Here is a 15,663-nt window from a genome sequence, read left to right as displayed (position 1 = left end):
ACAGGTTGATAGGTTCAAGGTGTAAGCACAGTAATGTGTTCAGCCAGCGAATACTAATCGGTCGAGGGCTTAACCTTTAAGTGTGATACGAAGAATCAAGAGAATAACTCAGAAGCAAGACAAAGTTTCCTGTTCGATTTTGAGGCTGCAAAAAGCCGAAAGGGTTTGACGCGAGAAGCGTTGAACTTAGTCCGTGACGATAGCGATGAGGTTCCACCTGTTCCCATGCCGAACACAGAAGTTAAGCTCATCTACGCTGAAAATACTTGCCTGGCGACGGGCTGGGAAGATAAGTAGTTGCGGACACTATGCACCATTAGCTCAGATGGTAGAGCAACTGACTCTTAATCAGTGGGTCCTGGGTTCGAGTCCCCGATGGTGCACTAAGCTGGATATCAGCGATGGCCGGTTGGTCAAGCGGTTAAGACTTCGGCCTCTCACGCCGACAACACGAGTTCGAATCTCGTACCGGTCACTTGGCAGTTTCTGCCTTAAACGAGATCAGGCAAATATAGTTTTGCTTGATCTTTTTTTGTAAGGTTCCTTAGCTCAGTTGGTTAGAGCTCCCGGCTCATAACCGGATGGTCCTGGGTTCGAGTCCCCGAGGAACCACCACGACACGCTCCGTTTCGATGGAGCGTGTTTTTTTGCGCAAAAAAACAGTCATTCGCACGCGGCAAATGGCTGTTTTTTCTTATTCCATCTGAGTTCGCATGGCGGCGAGCAGCTTCTTTTCGCGGCGCGAGACCTGCACCTGCGTCATTCCGAGGGCGGCGGCGGTCTCCGACTGGGTCTTGTCGCGGAAATAGCGGAGATAGATCAGCTTTCGATCCTTGACGGACAGCGTTTTGAGGGCACTTCGCAGCGCCATCATCGAAAGGATCCGCTCCTCGGAGGAGGGGACAGGCACGTCGGCTTCGTCAACGCCGTCCTCGGTGCAGATGGTAAGACTGACGGGGGCAAGCCCCGCGGAGATCGCTTCGGTGACGAGTTCGGGCGGCTCGCCGAGTATCTCGCTCAGCTCGCTGACCGTCGGTTCGCGCCCCTCGGAGGCGGCAAAATCGTCCTTCGCACGAGCAGCTTTCAGCGACAGCTCCTTCAGACTTCGGCTGACATGAACAGCGCCCCCGTCGCGGAAAAGCCGCTTGATCTCCCCGAGGATGACAGGCACGGCGTAGGTCGAAAACCGCACCCCTCGCCCGTCGTCGAACCCGTGCGCCGCCTTCATCAGCCCGATGCAGCCCGCGCTGAACAGGTCGTCGTACTCGATGCCGCGGCCGCGGAATTTGTTGGCGCAGAGGTGTACGAGCCCGAGATTTTCCTCGGCGCGCTGCTGGGCAGTTGGTTTCAATGCTTCCATTTTCATTCTCCTTTGTCGAATATGTAGAAAATGGGAGTGGGATGCTAACGGAGCATTGGTTCACCTGTGCGGAGCTTGCGTCGGCTTTTTGGTGAAGGTTCGGCGGCTTCTCTTTCACGAAGCGTTTTCACCATCACGAGAGTCGTCCCCCGCCCGACGGTGCTTTTGACCGTGAGCCGATCGGTGAAGCTCTCCATCACCGCAAAGCCCAGCCCTGCCCGTTCCTCCTCGGGGGCGGTGGTGAAAAGCGGCTGCATCGCGCGGGGAACGTCCGCGATACCGCACCCGAAATCGCGTATCCTGATGTAGATGCGGCGGTCGGGGAAAAGTCGGATGAGCATAGTGATCCTGCCGTCGGGGACGCCGCGGTAGGCGTGGACGACGCAGTTCGTGACCGCCTCCGAGACCGCGGTCTTTACCTCCGCCAGCTCCGACACGAGGGGGTCGAGCCGCGAGATGAAGGACGAAACGCACGCCCGCGCAAAGGCTTCGTTCTCGCTGACCGCCGTGAATGTGACGGTCGTTTCGCTGAGACAGGCCAGCTTACTTTTCGGCATTGTGTATCACCTCCGTCTGAACGATCGGCTGCGCGATGCTGACGATTCGGCAGAGCCTGTCCAGCCCCGACAGCCGCATGACCCTCGCGATGTACGCGGGCGGATCGGCGACTGCGACCTCTCCACCCAGCTCGCTCATGAGCTTGTACCTGCCCATCACCAGCCCGATCCCCGAGCTGTCCATGAAGGTCACTTGCGAAAAATCAAGCACCAGCAGCCTTACAGCCGCCCCCCTCACAGCCCTGTCGATCTCAGTCCGCATCTGCGACGCACTGTGGTGGTCGATGTCGCCCCTCAGCACCGCCGTCAGCGTCCCCTCTCTCAGTGACAGTGTCACCATTTTCGTCACTCCTTCTCTTTGAGGCTTTGTGTGTGCGGGTCTTGCCCTGGGGGAAGACCCGCAGTAAAGCAGTAAATGATCCTGTGAGATGATGATAGCACAGATATGTCGCGGATGGTGTCGGAAAGTGTGCATATGTAGTATATGGAATGTGGTATATAAAAAATATATGACTGGGGTTTATTGCAAAATGAGGTAAAAAATGTTACACAAATGATTAAGTGTACAATATATTGTACACTTTGAAATCGTTTTCGGAAAATTCTTGTTAAAATTATATTATGATGATAATATGCTTGTATATAAAATTGATATACTTATTGATAGCCAACGTAATCGCGGAGAAAATGTAATCGTGTACATTTTAATATTTTTCTATATGTTGATTTACACAAAGAAAAATACACAAAAATTTCGGTTCAATATTGTTAATTACAACGAATCGGAAAACGGGCTGAAAGGCGGCATTTTTCTTTTTTGACACACTTGACAAACAGGTGAAATTTTAGTATAATTATAATAAGTCAATTTGTCTTTTTTGGACAATCTTAACGAAAAACGTGTAGATACAATGTTCATTTTACTAATAAAAATCATCTGTTTCAAGATATCGTCGGCAATTTACGGCTCCACACCATATATTGTTGACTGAGTTTGGTATATGCAATTTGTACAAAGGGTCTCGAGGTGATGTGATGGGCGAGATAATCTTATCGGCGGAGAATGTCAGCCGCGACTTCAAGATAGGCGACGGAAGCGTCGTCCACGCCCTCAAGGACATCAATATCGAGATCGAGAAGGGCAGGCTGACGGTGCTGAGAGGGCGCTCGGGAAGCGGCAAGACGACGCTCATCAATATCCTGGGGGCGCTCGACAGGCCGACGAAGGGCAAGGTCGTGTTCAACGGCAAGGACATCACGCGGTTCTCCGACAAGAAGCAGGACGACCTGCGAAGGCGCGACATGGCGTTCGTCTTTCAGTCGGTGGCGCTGATGAGCGGGCTGACGGCGTTCGAGAACGTTGAGTTCGGGCTGAGGCTCGCGGGGTACCCCTACGCGAAGCGGAAGGATAGGGTCACGCAGGTGATGACCGACGTGGGGCTCGACAAGCGAATGCACCACCGACCGAGCGAGATGTCGGGCGGTGAACAGCAGAGAACGGCGATAGCAAGGGCGATAGCTCACGAGCCGCAGCTGGTGTTCGCGGACGAACCGACCGCGGAGCTCGACACGGCGACGGCTCTGCACGTTGTGAAGCTGTTTAAAGAGCTGGTGGAGCAGAGGGGAATGACAATCGTCATGACCACCCACGACCCCAGCATGATGGATGTGGCAGACAGGGTCTACACGCTTGAGGACGGTGAGATCATTGAGTAACGAACCGTACAGCAGGCTCTACGGAGAGAGCGTGGAGGACAACGGCGAGGGCAGCATGATACGCTGCGAGAACCTCGTGAAGATATACAAGACCTCGGAAGTTGAGGTCGTGGCGCTTCAGGGACTTGATCTCAACGTCGAAAAGGGCGAGCTGATGGCGATAGTCGGCAACTCGGGCAGCGGTAAATCGACACTGCTGAATATGCTCGGCGGTCTCGACAGACCGAGCGCGGGACAGCTCTTCGTGGACGGGAAGAACCTGCTGAAATTTACCGACAAGGACTATGTTGAATACAAGCGCAATACCGTAGGGTTCGTGTGGCAGAACAATGCCAGAAACCTTGTGCCATATCTGACCGCCGTTCAGAATGTTGAGCTGCCGATGCTGCTCGACGGCGGCGTGGGCGGAAGAAGGGCGCGGAGAGAACGGGCTCTCGAACTGCTGGACAAGGTGGGGCTTCTCAAACGGAAGAACTCACGGCTCGACCAGATGTCGGGCGGCGAACAGCAGAGAGTCGCCATCGCGATCGCCCTTGCCAACCGACCGAAGCTGCTGCTGGCGGACGAGCCGACAGGCTCGGTGGACACGCGCACTTCAAATGTGATACTCGACATCTTCAAGGAGCTGAACAAGTCGGAGGAGATAACGATAGTCATCGTTACCCACGACGTGAAGCTCGCTAAACATATCGACAGAGTCGTGGCGATACGCGACGGACGAACCAGCTCGGAGATCGTGCGGAAACGGTCATACAGCGAGGAGCTGAAAGAGATCGGAAGCTTCGGAGGCGGCGCGGAACAGGCGGCGTCGGAAGAGGACGAGGAGATCACCCACGAGGAACTCGTGGTGCTCGACCGCTCGGGACGGTTGCAGCTGCCGAAGGACTACATGGACGCCATGAAGCTCAAGGGCGGCGACAAGGTAAAGGTCGAGATGGACGAGGAGACGGGCAGGATCTATATCGTGAGATCGGGCTGATCCGTTCTGCTCTTTATTATAATGTAGGGAGCTTAAACTTAGTTTAAGCGGAGAAAATATGATTGTTATACCGATGTGATGCGTCGGGATAATATATAAGCAATGTAATCGGATATGGACTTCGGGGGGAAAGATCCGTCCCGCAGAAGGAAAAGATCCGTTTATAGTTCAGCAAATTTACTGGAAAGGTGGATTTCATAGTGAATAACACAATATTAAGACGTGTTATATCATCTGCGGTCGCGGCGATAATGCTGACATCGTCGGCTCTGCCCGCATTTGCGGATGCAGCGGATAATACTGCTGCTGACGTTTATTCGGGTGCAGATCCTCTCCTGACATCGGCTTTGTCGGGCACGGGCTCTGCGGCTTCGGGCAAGCGCGTTGAGAACTCTTACAGAGATTTCTACGCGAAGTATTCGGAGCAGAAGGGCGCAGACGGTGAGATCGTCATCACATCCAAGGATATACAGTCAAGCGCAGATTTCAAGGTCTACGACGGGACTGAGATCGCTTTTACGGATGTGGGCGGCGAGAGCGGGGTGCTCAGCTGGGCAAACCAGGAGGGCGGCTTCGAGTTCGGGGTAGACGTTCCGCAAGAGGGCGTATACAGCATAATGCTCGACTACTACGTTCCGCAGGAATCTAACACTAACGACGTGGAGTTTTCTCTTGCAGTCAACGGTGAGGTGCAGTACCCTACCGCAGGCAGAATAACCCTCTCGAAAGTATGGGTGAACGAGCAGACCAGCAATCCCTCGGGCATCGACATGGATTCGAGAGGAAACGACATCCGTCCGGGTCAGGAGTCTGTTGCGAAATGGCAGCTGACCCCCCTGAAGGATATTGACGGACTTTCCGCCGAGCCGCTGCTGTTCTACTTCGAGAAGGGAAAGAACATCGTTTCCATCACCTCCGAAAAGGCACAGTTCGCGGTGAAGGAGATCACACTGTTCCAGTATCAGGCTCCCGGTGCTTACTCGCAGCCGACTGACAGTGAGATAAACAGCATCTCGGGCAAGAGGATAACTCTTGAAGGCGAGCTTGCAGATGAAAAGAGCGCGAGAACACTGTTCCCGACCAGCGACAAACATTCCTATATCACCTCCTGCGTGAACGGCGAGAGCCCCACAAAGACAAGGTACAACTCCATAGGAAAGGGAAGCTGGAACAAGTCTACTCAGGCAGCTACATGGAATTTCACTGTTGACGCTGACGGCTGGTACAAGATCGGTATCAGAGCTAAGCAGGATCAGATGAGAGGTATGTACTCCAACCGCAGACTGTACATCGACGGCGTTGTGCCCGATGCACGCAGCGAACAGATCAAGTTCTACTACAATACCGAGTGGAACGTGGTAACGCCTACCGTTACCGATGACGAGATAAGCGATCCCGTTTACTACTATCTGACAGCAGGCAGCCACTCGCTTACTCTTGAAGCTGTCCCCGGTGAGATCGGACAGATCATGGGCGAGCTCGACGATCTGACTTACAGCATCAACAACTACTACAGAAGAATAAGACAGATCACGGGTCCTGATCCCGATGAGTACAACAACTACATGATCGACCACACTATCCCTACGATAGTGCCCGACTTCAAGACCTATGCACAGACGCTCAGAGATCTTAAGAAAGAGATCGAGAGCCTTTCAAATCAGGGCGGTTCCGAGGCGGTAACGCTGGAGAAGATGGCGCTCGTACTCGACGAGTGTACCGAAAAGCCCGACAGAATACCTGAAATGATGAGCCAGATCAAGGATAACATCACCTCGCTGTCCGCGTGGGTAAACACCTACCGTGAACAGCCGCTGGAGATCGACCTTATCGAGATCTGCTCGGCAGATCAGGAATTCACCTCTGCCGACTCAAGATTCTTCAAGTCCATGAAGTTCGGCTTTGACTCTTTCATCGGCTCCTTCTTTGAGGATTACAATTCTCTGACGGATCTGGAGGACGGCGATGACGTAATGACCTGCTGGATCACCCTCGGACGTGATAACGCTACCGTCGTTACAAACCTCGTAAACAACGAATTCAACGTAAGGGACGACGTCAAGACCAAGGTCAACATGAAGCTCGTACAGGGCGGTATCATCGAGGCTACCTTCGCAGGTAAGGGCCCCGACCTGGTACTGTTCGTGGGCGGTGACTTCACGATACAGCTGGCTTCCCGTGGAGTGCTGGCAGACCTGACACAGTTCCCCGACTATAAAGAAGTGATCAAACAGTTCTCGCCCGACGCGCAGACACTGTATATGTACAACAACGGCATCTACGGCCTGCCTGTTACTCAGGACTTCCCGATGCTGTTCTACAGAAGCGACGTTCTGAACGAGCTGGGCGTTGACCCCGAGAACGACCTCTCCACATGGGACGGTCTGATGAACGTGCTTCCCGTACTTCAGAGAAGCTACATGGAAGTGGGTCTGATCCTTCCCGTAATGGGCGGTACTTCGGGCGTTACCACCGTTTCACCCGTTACCGAGGCAGGCAACACCTTCGCGATGCTGCTCTTGCAGCAGGGCATCAACTACTACTCGGATGACCTGACCAAGACCAACTTCGACAGACCCGAGGCTGTAAATGCTTTCGAGCAGTGGACAGAGTTCTATACCAAGTACAGCTTCAGCCAGACATATGACGCTCTGACCCGATTCAGACAGGGCGATATGCCTGTGGTGATCCAGAACTATACCTTCTATAATACACTGTCTGTTACCGCTCCCGAGATCAGGGGCTGCTGGAACTTCATGCACGTTCCCGGCACTGAGAGCGAGAACGGTCAGGTGACTCTCCCCGACGGAAGAAAGATCAACATCTCCGCCTGCTCCACAGGTTCGGGTGCTATCATCTTCAACAGCTGCCCCGATAAGGAAGGCGCATGGGAGTTCATCAAGTGGTTCACTTCCAACGACACCCAGATCGCATACGGTCAGGACATCGAGTCGGTGCTCGGTACTCTTGGACGCTACAACACCGCGAATATCGAGGCTCTGCACAACCTGTCCTGGACTCAGACCGAGGTAAACAAGCTCACTCAGCAGCTTGAAGCACAGGTAGAGATTCCGATCATCCCTGCTTCCTACGGCGTTACAAGAAACCTGAACAACGCGTTCAGAGAGACTGTAAACAAGTATGAGAACGCAAGAGATACCCTGTTCTGGTTCGACAAGGATATCAATGAGGAGATCGCACGTAAGAACGAGGATCTTGCTCTGTACAACGATAATAAGTAAGAAAGGGGAGAGCGTCTTAAATGGCTAAAAATACCGAAATGGAAAATGTGCCTGCCAATAAAACGGGTTATTGGAACTACACATGGCACATGATAAAGGCGAACAAGGGATGCTACGGGCTCATCGCTCCGTTCATGATACTGTTCACCATCTTTACCATCGTTCCCGTTGTAATGTCTCTCCCTATGAGCTTTACAAACTTCAACATGATACAGTCGCCAAAGTGGGTGGGACTGTCAAACTTCTACACGCTGTTCTTAAACGACAGCACCTTCCTCATCGCGATAAGAAATACTCTTATCTTTGCGGTGTTCACAGGACCTTTCGCTTACATACTGAGCTTCATGGTAGCGTGGCTCATAAACGAGATGAACCCGTTCCTCAAGACATTCTTCACCTTCGTTTTCTACGCTCCTTCAATGACCACCTCGGTATACGTAACATGGCAGCTGATCCTTTCGGGCGACCAGTACGGCTACCTGAACGCTATCCTGCTTGACCTCGGATTCATCCACAAACCCGTACAGTGGCTCACCGATACCACCTACATCCTCGGCGTGTGCATCATCGTACAGCTCTGGATGTCCATGGGTGCAGGCTTCCTTGCTATCAGAGCAGGCTTCCAGAACATCGACAAGTCGATGTATGAGGCAGGCGCTATCGAGGGTATCAAGAACAGATGGCAGGAGCTCTTCATGATAACCATCCCCTCGATGGGTCCGCAGCTTCTGTTCGCGGCAGTAAACCAGATCGCAGGTTCCTTCACGGTAGGTAACGTAGGTCAGATGCTCGTGGGTCTTCCTTCGACCGACTACGCCGCACACACCATCATGAACCACGCGACCGACTACGGTTATCTGAGATACGAGATGGGCTACGCTTCGGCAATATGCTTTGTACTCTTCCTGTCAATGCTTCTTGCCAATAAGGGCGTAAACGCACTGCTCGGAAAATTTGTTGACTAAGGGGGTGCGGCATCAATGGCAAAGAAAAGAAGAAAAAAGAAGTCTATCGAACAGCTTAAAGTCAAGGAAAAGCGTAAGAAGATAAACGGCTCTGTCGGCGGAGATGTCTGCATCTTCATTTTCCTTTCGCTTCTCGGCGTATTCATGGTCTTCCCTCTGTACTACTCGGTAATACAGTCGCTGAAGCCTGTTGAGGAGCTGTTCGTGTTCCCGCCTAAGCTGTACGTTCTGCGTCCGACAACCAAGAACTTCTCGGACATGGTAAAGGTTGCGGCGGAATACATCGTACCTCTTTCGAGATATGTATTCAACAGCGTATTCACCACGATAATCATCTGCGTTACGAACGTATTCGTTACCTGCATGGCGGCATTCGTGCTCTCTAAGTGCAAGTTCCCAGGCGATAAGCTGCTCAACAAGATCATCGTTATCGCCCTTCTGTTCCAGTCGCAGGCAACATGGATCATGTCCTTCCTCGTTTACTCGAAGCTGAACATGATCGACTCCTACGCAGTACTCATTCTCCCCTACATCGCTACGGCTATGAACCTTTACCTGATGAGACAGTCGATGTCCACTATACACGACGCTATGGTAGAGGCGGCAAAGGTCGATGGCGCGGGACTGTTCAGGATCTGCTGGCAGATAGTTGTTCCCAACCAGAAGCCCGCGATCATGACCATCATCATCTTCGCGTTCCAGCAGGCCTGGAACATCAACGGCGGTGCGGTAATCTACTCGGAAGAGTACAAGACTCTGCCTACCATCGTTCAGCAGATCTCACTTGCAGGTCTTGCAAGACAGGGCGTAACATTTGCGTCGGCTGTATTGCTCCTGATCCCTCCTCTGGTCGTATTCCTCGTAGCACAGGGCAACGTTATGGAAACCATGGCGAACTCCGGTATGAAGGACTGATCGGATAATAAGTTAGTACGTTATTTAAGAAAACTACATTTATAAAAGGAAACAGGTGATAATACAGTGAATGGATTTAAAAATTCCGTAAGGAAGCTCGTAAGTCTGTCGCTCGCGGTATGCACGGCATTCACGATGTCCGTCACTGCGTTCGCAGACGAGCCTTATCAGCCGTATACATACGATAACTGGGACGCGGCTATCCCCTCTCAGGCAGGCTATACGGTAAAGAAAACAGTCAGCGGTATGGAAATGGGTCTGAAAAGACTCTCCGATCCTGCCGACCCGCTGTTCTACAGCGAGGACGCTTCGGCTACACTCAGTGAAGCAAGAGACTTCTTCGTTTACAAAGACAGCGAACTGTGGATAGCTGACACAGGAAATAACAGGATCCTCCGCCTTGACTCGGATTACAAGATCACGGGCAGATACTACTTCGTGAGCGGTCAGTCGGAAGCGGGCGGAGTTGAACAGCTCGGCGACGGTACTGCTTTCAAGGAGCCTCAGGGACTCTGGGTAACAGACAGCCCCTCCACAGGCAAGCAGACCATCTACATCGCAGACTACTCCAACGCGAGAGTCGTTAGGGCAGAGGTCGTGAGCGATACTCAGCTCAGACTCGAACAGGAATACCTGAAGCCCGAAGAGGCTCTCTACACCTCAAAGACCTTCAACCCGACAAAGGTCACCGTTGACTACGCGGAAAACGTGTATGCGGTAGTTAAGTCGGTAAATACAGGTTCGGTACAGTTCAAGGCTGACGGTACCTTCACAGGCTTCTACGGCGCGAACCGCGTTGAAGTCACCGCTAAGGTGATCGCTCAGAAACTCTGGAGAAAGCTCGCTTCCAATGAGCAGATCGAGGGTATGAGCCGTAACGTTCCTGTTGAGTACGCAAACTTCGATATGGACAGCGAGGGCTTTATCTACACCGTTACCGAGGTATCCACAAATACCGACGCGGTGAAGAAGATCAACCCCGCAGGCTACAACATCTGGGACAACGTGGTCGGTGATAACTACACCTTCGGCGACCACACCGACGCTGTTTGGGATATGGCTACCAAAAAGACATACTCCACAAAGCTCACCGACATCGCAGTCGATGACAAGGGCATCATCAACGTGCTCGACTTTGAGACGGGCCGTGTGTTCCAGTACGACAGACTCTGCAACCTGATGTGCATCTTCGGTACGGAGAACTCCTCCGCTGACCAGAGAGGTACATTCTCGACACCTAACGCTGTCGATACCTTCGGCGACGATGTTATCGTGCTTGAAGGCTCAAAGACAAGAAACGACATAACCGTATTTGAAAAGACCGTATTCGGCGAGAATCTGCACAAGGCTTTCGAGCTGTTCGACGCAGGTCTCTACGTTGAGGCTAAGCCCTACTGGCAGGAAGTTGTGAAGCGCGACGGCGGTTACACCTACGCTCACATCGGACTCGGCAAGGCAGACCTCAAAAATCACGAATACAAGAAGGCTATGAAGCGCTTCGAGATCGCGAACGACAAGAAGTCTTACGACAAGGCTTTCGAGTACTACAGAGAAGAGTGGTTACAGAGCCACTTCACAGGTATCGCGGTCGTTGTTATCGTTCTGGCAGTCCTCTGGATAATCAGAAAGATAATGAAGAAGAAGAAACTCACGCTGAAAAAGATATTCGGCAAGAAGCCTAAGAAGTGGGAGGAGGGATTAGATGGACTCAATGTATAATTTTTCCACGCTTGGCTGGGTCTCTCACGTTTGCTTCCATCCGACCGAAGGCTTTGAGGATCTGCGCTGGAAAAAGAAAGGCTCGATAGGTCTTTCGTTCATCATCGTGGCTCTGCTGTTCGTGGCCATGGTCGCCAAGAACAGAATGGTGGGCTTCGCATTCAACACCAATACCGTAAAGGTATTCAACGTTGTTCCGCTGATCGTTCAGTCCGTAATCTACTTCGCGACATGGGTCATCGGCAACTGGTGCATCTGCACCCTGCTCGACGGCGAGGGCACGCTGAAAAGAATATGCATCTTCTCGGCTTACGCACTCGTTCCCTTTATTCTCTGCACCTGTACCGCAGTATTGCTCTCGAACTTCCTTATCCTTGAGGAACAGATCTGGTTCAACTTCTTCTACTACCTCGGGATAGGCTGGTCGGTAGTGCTCATGATCTCCGCTATGAAGGCGGTCCATCAGTACTCCCTGACCAAAACGATCATCTCCATCGTTCTTACCCTCGTGGCTATGCTGCTGATACTCTTCCTCGCTATACTGCTGCTCTCACTGTTCCAGCAGGTCTATGTATTCGTATATACGATCTATACCGAGATCGCATACAGAATACGCGGTTGATAGAAAGGAGCTGATACTATGCAAAACAAAAACTACAAAAAAGTGTTGACATTTGCGCTGATCCTTTCTATGATGATGCCTATCGGCTCGGTAGCTGCCGATTCGATGGCTGAGTCGGAGGCTGACAGCTCTTCGGCTGCCGAAGAGTCTGCCGCTGAAGAGACCGCGGGCGATACCGAAGATACCGAGTCTTCCGATGAGGACAGCTCGGCTGAGGATGAGTCTCAGGCTGAGACAGACTCCGCAGAAGAGACTTCGGATGAGGATAACACCAACGAAGACAGCAGTACCGATGAAACTGAAATTGCCGACGGCGAAGAAGACGGCGACGAGGACGGCGAGGCTGCAAAGCCTGCCGCTGAACCTATCACCGACGCTCAGGCACTCGCTATGTGCGAGAAGGTCACTGAAAACGACAAGTACGAGCTTTACCTCGATAAGGAAAACAACAGGTTCTGCCTGAAAGTAAAGAGCTCGGGCAAGTGCTGGTGGTCGTCCCCGATAAACGCTGAGGCTGACCCGACTATCATCGACGATAAGGGCAGCACCATGAAGAGCGGTCAGATAGACCAGTCCCAGTCGAGCCTCGCTGTGAACATCGGCGACCTCAGACAGGAGAAAAGAACAGAGCTCCCCGCTCCCGCTTACTCCTCGAAGGCAAGACTCAAGTACAAGAACGAGTCCAACGGCTTCGCCTGCACCTATACCTACAGCACTCAGGGCGTAACGCTGACGGCTCACTATGAGCTGACTGACAGAGGTCTCAGAATGTCCGTAAAGACCGACGAGATCAAGGAGAAGGACAGCACCAGCGCACAGGGCAAGGTGCTCACAAAGCTCCTGTTCGCACCCTACATGGGCGCGGCTTCCAGCGTTGACGAGAACGGCACCCCCATCGAAGGATACATGATAATCCCCGACGGAAGCGGCGCTATGATAAAGTACAACAACGGAAAATCCAACTACGCAAGCTACTCGCAGAAGGTCTACGGAAGAGACTACACCGCAGTTCCGCTGAACGCTCCGAGAGTTACCGAGCAGGCTTACCTGCCTGTAATGGCGACGGTTCAGGGCAATTCGGGACTCGTGATGGTGGCTACCGCAGGCGAGGCGAACGTGTTCTGCAACGCTCAGGTCAGCGGTCAGAACAAGCAGGCTTACAACAACTGCTGGTTCATGTTCGAGACAAGGAGCACCGACGAATTCTTCATGAGCGGTACCGACTCGAACAAGATAACCGTGTTCGAGAAGTACGGCATCAAGACCCCCGAATTCGCGGTGGAATTCATGCCCGTTGAGTCGGATGACGGCGTTTCCCCCGCGGAATGCGCAGAGGTTTACAGAAACTACCTCATCTCCGACAAGGGTCTGACCCAGAAGACCGAGGCTAACACCTCGAACCTTTACGTCGATACCTACGGCGCGGTGCTCAAGAAAGAGTCGATAATCGGTATCCCCGTTATCGTGAAGAAGAAGCTCACCACATTCTCTCAGGCGAGAACTATCACGGGCGACCTTCAGAACGCAGGTGCCGACAACATCGTGCTCAACTACAACGACTGGACAAAGAACGATGTCAAGGAGCTCGTCTCCACTAAGGCGAAGGCTCTCGGCAAGCTCGGCAAGACCAGCGAACTGACAAACCTTAACAACGATAAGGTGACCGTTTACGGCACCGTGAACAACTTCACGATGAAGAAGGGCATCATGGGCTACGGTCAGCTCTCGAATACCGCTATCAGAGTTTCCAGCGCCTATTCGAGACAGTCGGAATACAGCCCTGCATTCGGCGTGGCTGTTTCGGGCGTATCCCCCGCACTCATCGCTCCGAATACCTACGTGAAGATATTCAAGGAATCTCTTTCGAGCTTCAAGTCCTCGAACGTGAGCCAGATGGGCTACGGCGACCTTTCGGTAAAGCTGGTCAGCGACTTCTCGAAGAAGAACAAGTCTTCGAGAAACGATACCATGAACACCGTGGTGAACGGCTACAGCAACGCTGTTGACGCAGGTCAGAAGATCATCGCGGCAGGAGCAAACTCCTACATACTGCCGTATGTTCAGGCTGTTACCGATGTTCCTGTTTTCTCCAGCGCGTTCAACATCACCGATGTTGATATACCGTTCTATCAGATGGTGGTACACGGCTACGTTCCGATAGCTACAGAGGCTGTCAACGGAAGCTCCACTATCGACAAGACTTTCCTCAGAGCTATCGCGGCAGGTTCGGACGTGAACTACGATATGATCTATGAGGATGCGGATGAACTGCTCGATACGAGAGACGATGACTACTACTATTCGCACTACTCGGGCTGGACGGGTCTGGCAGGCGCTCAGGCTTCGCTGCTCAAGGAGATACTCGCTCCCGTGAGCGATTACGTCATCTCGGATTACGAGATCGACGGCGACGTCATCAGGACCACCTACTCCAAGACGGGTGCGGCTGATGAGGTCATTGAGGTAGACACTGCGAACTACACCGTCAAGGCTAAGGGCAAGACCTACGACCTTGTGGCAAGCGGCGCAGTAGAAAAAGGAGGTGCCAAGGGCTGATGAACGAGATCGAAAATAACAACACCAATGTTGAAGAGATCGAAGAGGCAGATAACACTGCTGTAGAGGAGACCGCAAACGAGCTCCCCCCCATGCCCGAGACCTCTGCTCCCGAAAAGTATAAGGGTATCAAGATGTCCTATGAGAAGAGAAAGGCGATGTACGGCTACTGTTTCATCGCGCTCTGGTTCGTGGGAAGCATCTACTTCTTCGTGGCACCGCTCATACAGTCGCTGATCTATTCGTTCCATCAGACGAAGATCGTGCAGGGCGGTATGGAAATGACCAACCCTGGCTTCAAGAACTACTATAACGCGTTCAGAAAGGATCAGTACTATGTACCCGCTCTGACCGCGATGATAAAGAATACACTGCTCAATACACCGCTCATCATCGTGTTCTCGGTGTTCATCGCAGTTATCCTGAATCAGAAGTTCAAGGGAAGGACTGCCGCAAGAGCGATATTCTTCCTGCCTGTAATCATCGCTACGGGCCCCGTTATCGACATCATCAACGGTAACATGAGCACGGGCGGCTATTCGGGCGGCTCCGAACAGTTCAGCACCATGTTCGAGACCAACCTCGTTGACGACCTGCTGAACTTCCTCGGTATCTATAACATCAGCGATAAGCTGACAGACGTGATCTCCACTCTGACGAGCGACATCATGAACCTCGTGTGGAAGTGCGGTATCCAGATACTGCTGTTCCTCTCGGCTTTGCAGGGCATACCCTACTCCGCTAAGGAAGCGGCTTCCATGGAGGGTGCTACCGCATGGGAGTACTTCTGGAAGATAACCGTTCCTTACATCAGCCCGATGCTGATCGCGGCTCTCGTTTACACGATAGTCGATTCATTCGTTGACCCCGGAAACGAAGTAATGACTCTGGTTCTCAATCAGTCGAAACAGTGGGAACACGGCTACTCCGCAGCGCTGGCGTGGGCGTACTTCCTGATCGTCGGAGTAATACTCGGCATCGCACTGCTGATACTGAACAGATTCGTTTACTACGAAGTAGAGTAAGGGGGGA

Annotated in this window: 12 protein-coding genes, 3 tRNA genes and 1 rRNA gene; 13 read left to right on the top strand and 3 right to left on the bottom strand. The window is 52.5% G+C overall.

Features of this window, described 5'->3' with window-relative positions; genetic code table 11:
- The first annotated feature begins 189 nt into the window (after positions 1 to 189).
- The 4 genes from rrf (at position 190) to BT142_RS04520 (ending at position 615) form a co-directional block, all read left to right on the top strand.
- Positions 190 to 306, top strand: a 5S ribosomal RNA gene (gene rrf, locus BT142_RS04535).
- A gap of 4 nt (positions 307 to 310) precedes the next feature.
- A tRNA-Lys gene (locus BT142_RS04530) sits at positions 311 to 383 on the top strand.
- Positions 384 to 403: 20 nt separating this feature from the next.
- Positions 404 to 475 (top strand) — tRNA-Glu (locus BT142_RS04525).
- Between the two features lie 63 nt (positions 476 to 538).
- Positions 539 to 615: transfer RNA gene (locus BT142_RS04520), tRNA-Ile, on the top strand.
- A 79-nt stretch (positions 616 to 694) separates the two neighbouring features.
- On the opposite strand, the gene BT142_RS04515 is transcribed toward BT142_RS04520, so the two are convergent.
- Genes BT142_RS04515 through BT142_RS04505 form a run of 3 tightly spaced genes read right to left on the bottom strand, consistent with a single transcriptional unit; the run spans position 695 to position 2,257 of the window.
- The gene (locus tag BT142_RS04515; protein ID WP_092983078.1) at positions 695 to 1,360 is read right to left on the bottom strand and encodes a sigma-70 family RNA polymerase sigma factor; all 666 of its coding nucleotides are present in this window, start codon (positions 1,358 to 1,360) and stop codon (positions 695 to 697) included.
- A 44-nt stretch (positions 1,361 to 1,404) separates the two neighbouring features.
- Positions 1,405 to 1,917, bottom strand: coding sequence for an anti-sigma F factor (gene spoIIAB, locus BT142_RS04510; protein WP_072417006.1), 513 nt, complete (start codon positions 1,915 to 1,917; stop codon positions 1,405 to 1,407).
- Positions 1,904 to 2,257 carry an STAS domain-containing protein gene (locus tag BT142_RS04505; protein ID WP_072417005.1) on the bottom strand — a complete coding sequence of 118 codons (354 nt, stop codon included), beginning with the start codon at positions 2,255 to 2,257 and terminating at the stop codon, positions 1,904 to 1,906. Before BT142_RS04505 ends, spoIIAB begins: the two co-directional genes overlap by 14 nt.
- A 695-nt stretch (positions 2,258 to 2,952) precedes the next feature.
- Between BT142_RS04505 and BT142_RS04495 the strand changes: the two genes are divergently transcribed.
- The 9 genes from BT142_RS04495 to BT142_RS04455 all read left to right on the top strand — a co-directional run bounded on the left by BT142_RS04495 (position 2,953) and on the right by BT142_RS04455 (position 15,656).
- Complete coding sequence (locus tag BT142_RS04495) at positions 2,953 to 3,633, top strand: ABC transporter ATP-binding protein (protein ID WP_072417003.1); 681 nt, start codon at positions 2,953 to 2,955, stop codon at positions 3,631 to 3,633.
- Entirely contained in the window at positions 3,626 to 4,612 is a 987-nt protein-coding gene (locus BT142_RS04490; protein ID WP_242871916.1) for an ATP-binding cassette domain-containing protein, read from the top strand. Before BT142_RS04495 ends, BT142_RS04490 begins: the two co-directional genes overlap by 8 nt.
- Before the next feature lie 200 nt (positions 4,613 to 4,812).
- Positions 4,813 to 7,854, top strand: coding sequence for an extracellular solute-binding protein (locus BT142_RS04485; protein WP_072417002.1), 3,042 nt, complete (start codon positions 4,813 to 4,815; stop codon positions 7,852 to 7,854).
- A 20-nt stretch (positions 7,855 to 7,874) separates the two neighbouring features.
- Positions 7,875 to 8,819 (top strand): carbohydrate ABC transporter permease, encoded by a 945-nt coding sequence (locus BT142_RS04480; RefSeq protein WP_072417001.1) that lies wholly within the window; start codon positions 7,875 to 7,877, stop codon positions 8,817 to 8,819.
- A gap of 15 nt (positions 8,820 to 8,834) precedes the next feature.
- A complete protein-coding gene (locus BT142_RS04475) occupies positions 8,835 to 9,734 on the top strand; it encodes a carbohydrate ABC transporter permease (RefSeq protein ID WP_072417000.1) in 900 nt (299 codons plus the stop codon).
- Between the two features lie 66 nt (positions 9,735 to 9,800).
- Positions 9,801 to 11,453, top strand: a complete 1,653-nt coding sequence (locus tag BT142_RS04470) for an NHL repeat-containing protein (protein WP_072416999.1) — start codon at positions 9,801 to 9,803, stop codon at positions 11,451 to 11,453.
- Positions 11,437 to 12,075 (top strand): Yip1 family protein, encoded by a 639-nt coding sequence (locus tag BT142_RS04465; protein ID WP_242871915.1) that lies wholly within the window; start codon positions 11,437 to 11,439, stop codon positions 12,073 to 12,075. The genes BT142_RS04470 and BT142_RS04465 overlap by 17 nt, the downstream gene beginning before the upstream one ends.
- A gap of 18 nt (positions 12,076 to 12,093) precedes the next feature.
- Positions 12,094 to 14,631: a DUF5696 domain-containing protein gene (locus BT142_RS04460; RefSeq protein WP_072416998.1), complete on the top strand. Its 2,538-nt coding sequence runs from the start codon at positions 12,094 to 12,096 to the stop codon at positions 14,629 to 14,631.
- A complete protein-coding gene (locus BT142_RS04455; protein WP_242871914.1) occupies positions 14,631 to 15,656 on the top strand; it encodes a carbohydrate ABC transporter permease in 1,026 nt (341 codons plus the stop codon). The genes BT142_RS04460 and BT142_RS04455 overlap by 1 nt, the downstream gene beginning before the upstream one ends.
- Positions 15,657 to 15,663 lie beyond the last annotated feature (7 nt).

Source organism: Ruminococcus sp. YE71 (assembly GCF_900119155.1).
In the GTDB taxonomy this organism is placed as follows: domain Bacteria; phylum Bacillota; class Clostridia; order Oscillospirales; family Ruminococcaceae; genus YE71.
Note: the sequence above shows the minus strand (reverse complement) of the source record. Positions and strands in the feature narration are given on the sequence as shown.

What these genes read in the sequence shown, in the direction of transcription:
- BT142_RS04515 (WP_092983078.1), bottom strand. Translation starts at nt 1,360, where the DNA reads ATGGAAGCATTGAAACCAACTGCCCAGCAGCGCGCCGAGGAAAATCTC.
- spoIIAB (WP_072417006.1), bottom strand. Translation starts at nt 1,917, where the DNA reads ATGCCGAAAAGTAAGCTGGCCTGTCTCAGCGAAACGACCGTCACATTC.
- BT142_RS04505 (WP_072417005.1), bottom strand. Translation starts at nt 2,257, where the DNA reads ATGGTGACACTGTCACTGAGAGAGGGGACGCTGACGGCGGTGCTGAGG.
- BT142_RS04495 (WP_072417003.1), top strand. Translation starts at nt 2,953, where the DNA reads ATGGGCGAGATAATCTTATCGGCGGAGAATGTCAGCCGCGACTTCAAG.
- BT142_RS04480 (WP_072417001.1), top strand. Translation starts at nt 7,875, where the DNA reads ATGGCTAAAAATACCGAAATGGAAAATGTGCCTGCCAATAAAACGGGT.
- BT142_RS04475 (WP_072417000.1), top strand. Translation starts at nt 8,835, where the DNA reads ATGGCAAAGAAAAGAAGAAAAAAGAAGTCTATCGAACAGCTTAAAGTC.
- BT142_RS04465 (WP_242871915.1), top strand. Translation starts at nt 11,437, where the DNA reads ATGGACTCAATGTATAATTTTTCCACGCTTGGCTGGGTCTCTCACGTT.
- BT142_RS04460 (WP_072416998.1), top strand. Translation starts at nt 12,094, where the DNA reads ATGCAAAACAAAAACTACAAAAAAGTGTTGACATTTGCGCTGATCCTT.
- BT142_RS04455 (WP_242871914.1), top strand. Translation starts at nt 14,631, where the DNA reads ATGAACGAGATCGAAAATAACAACACCAATGTTGAAGAGATCGAAGAG.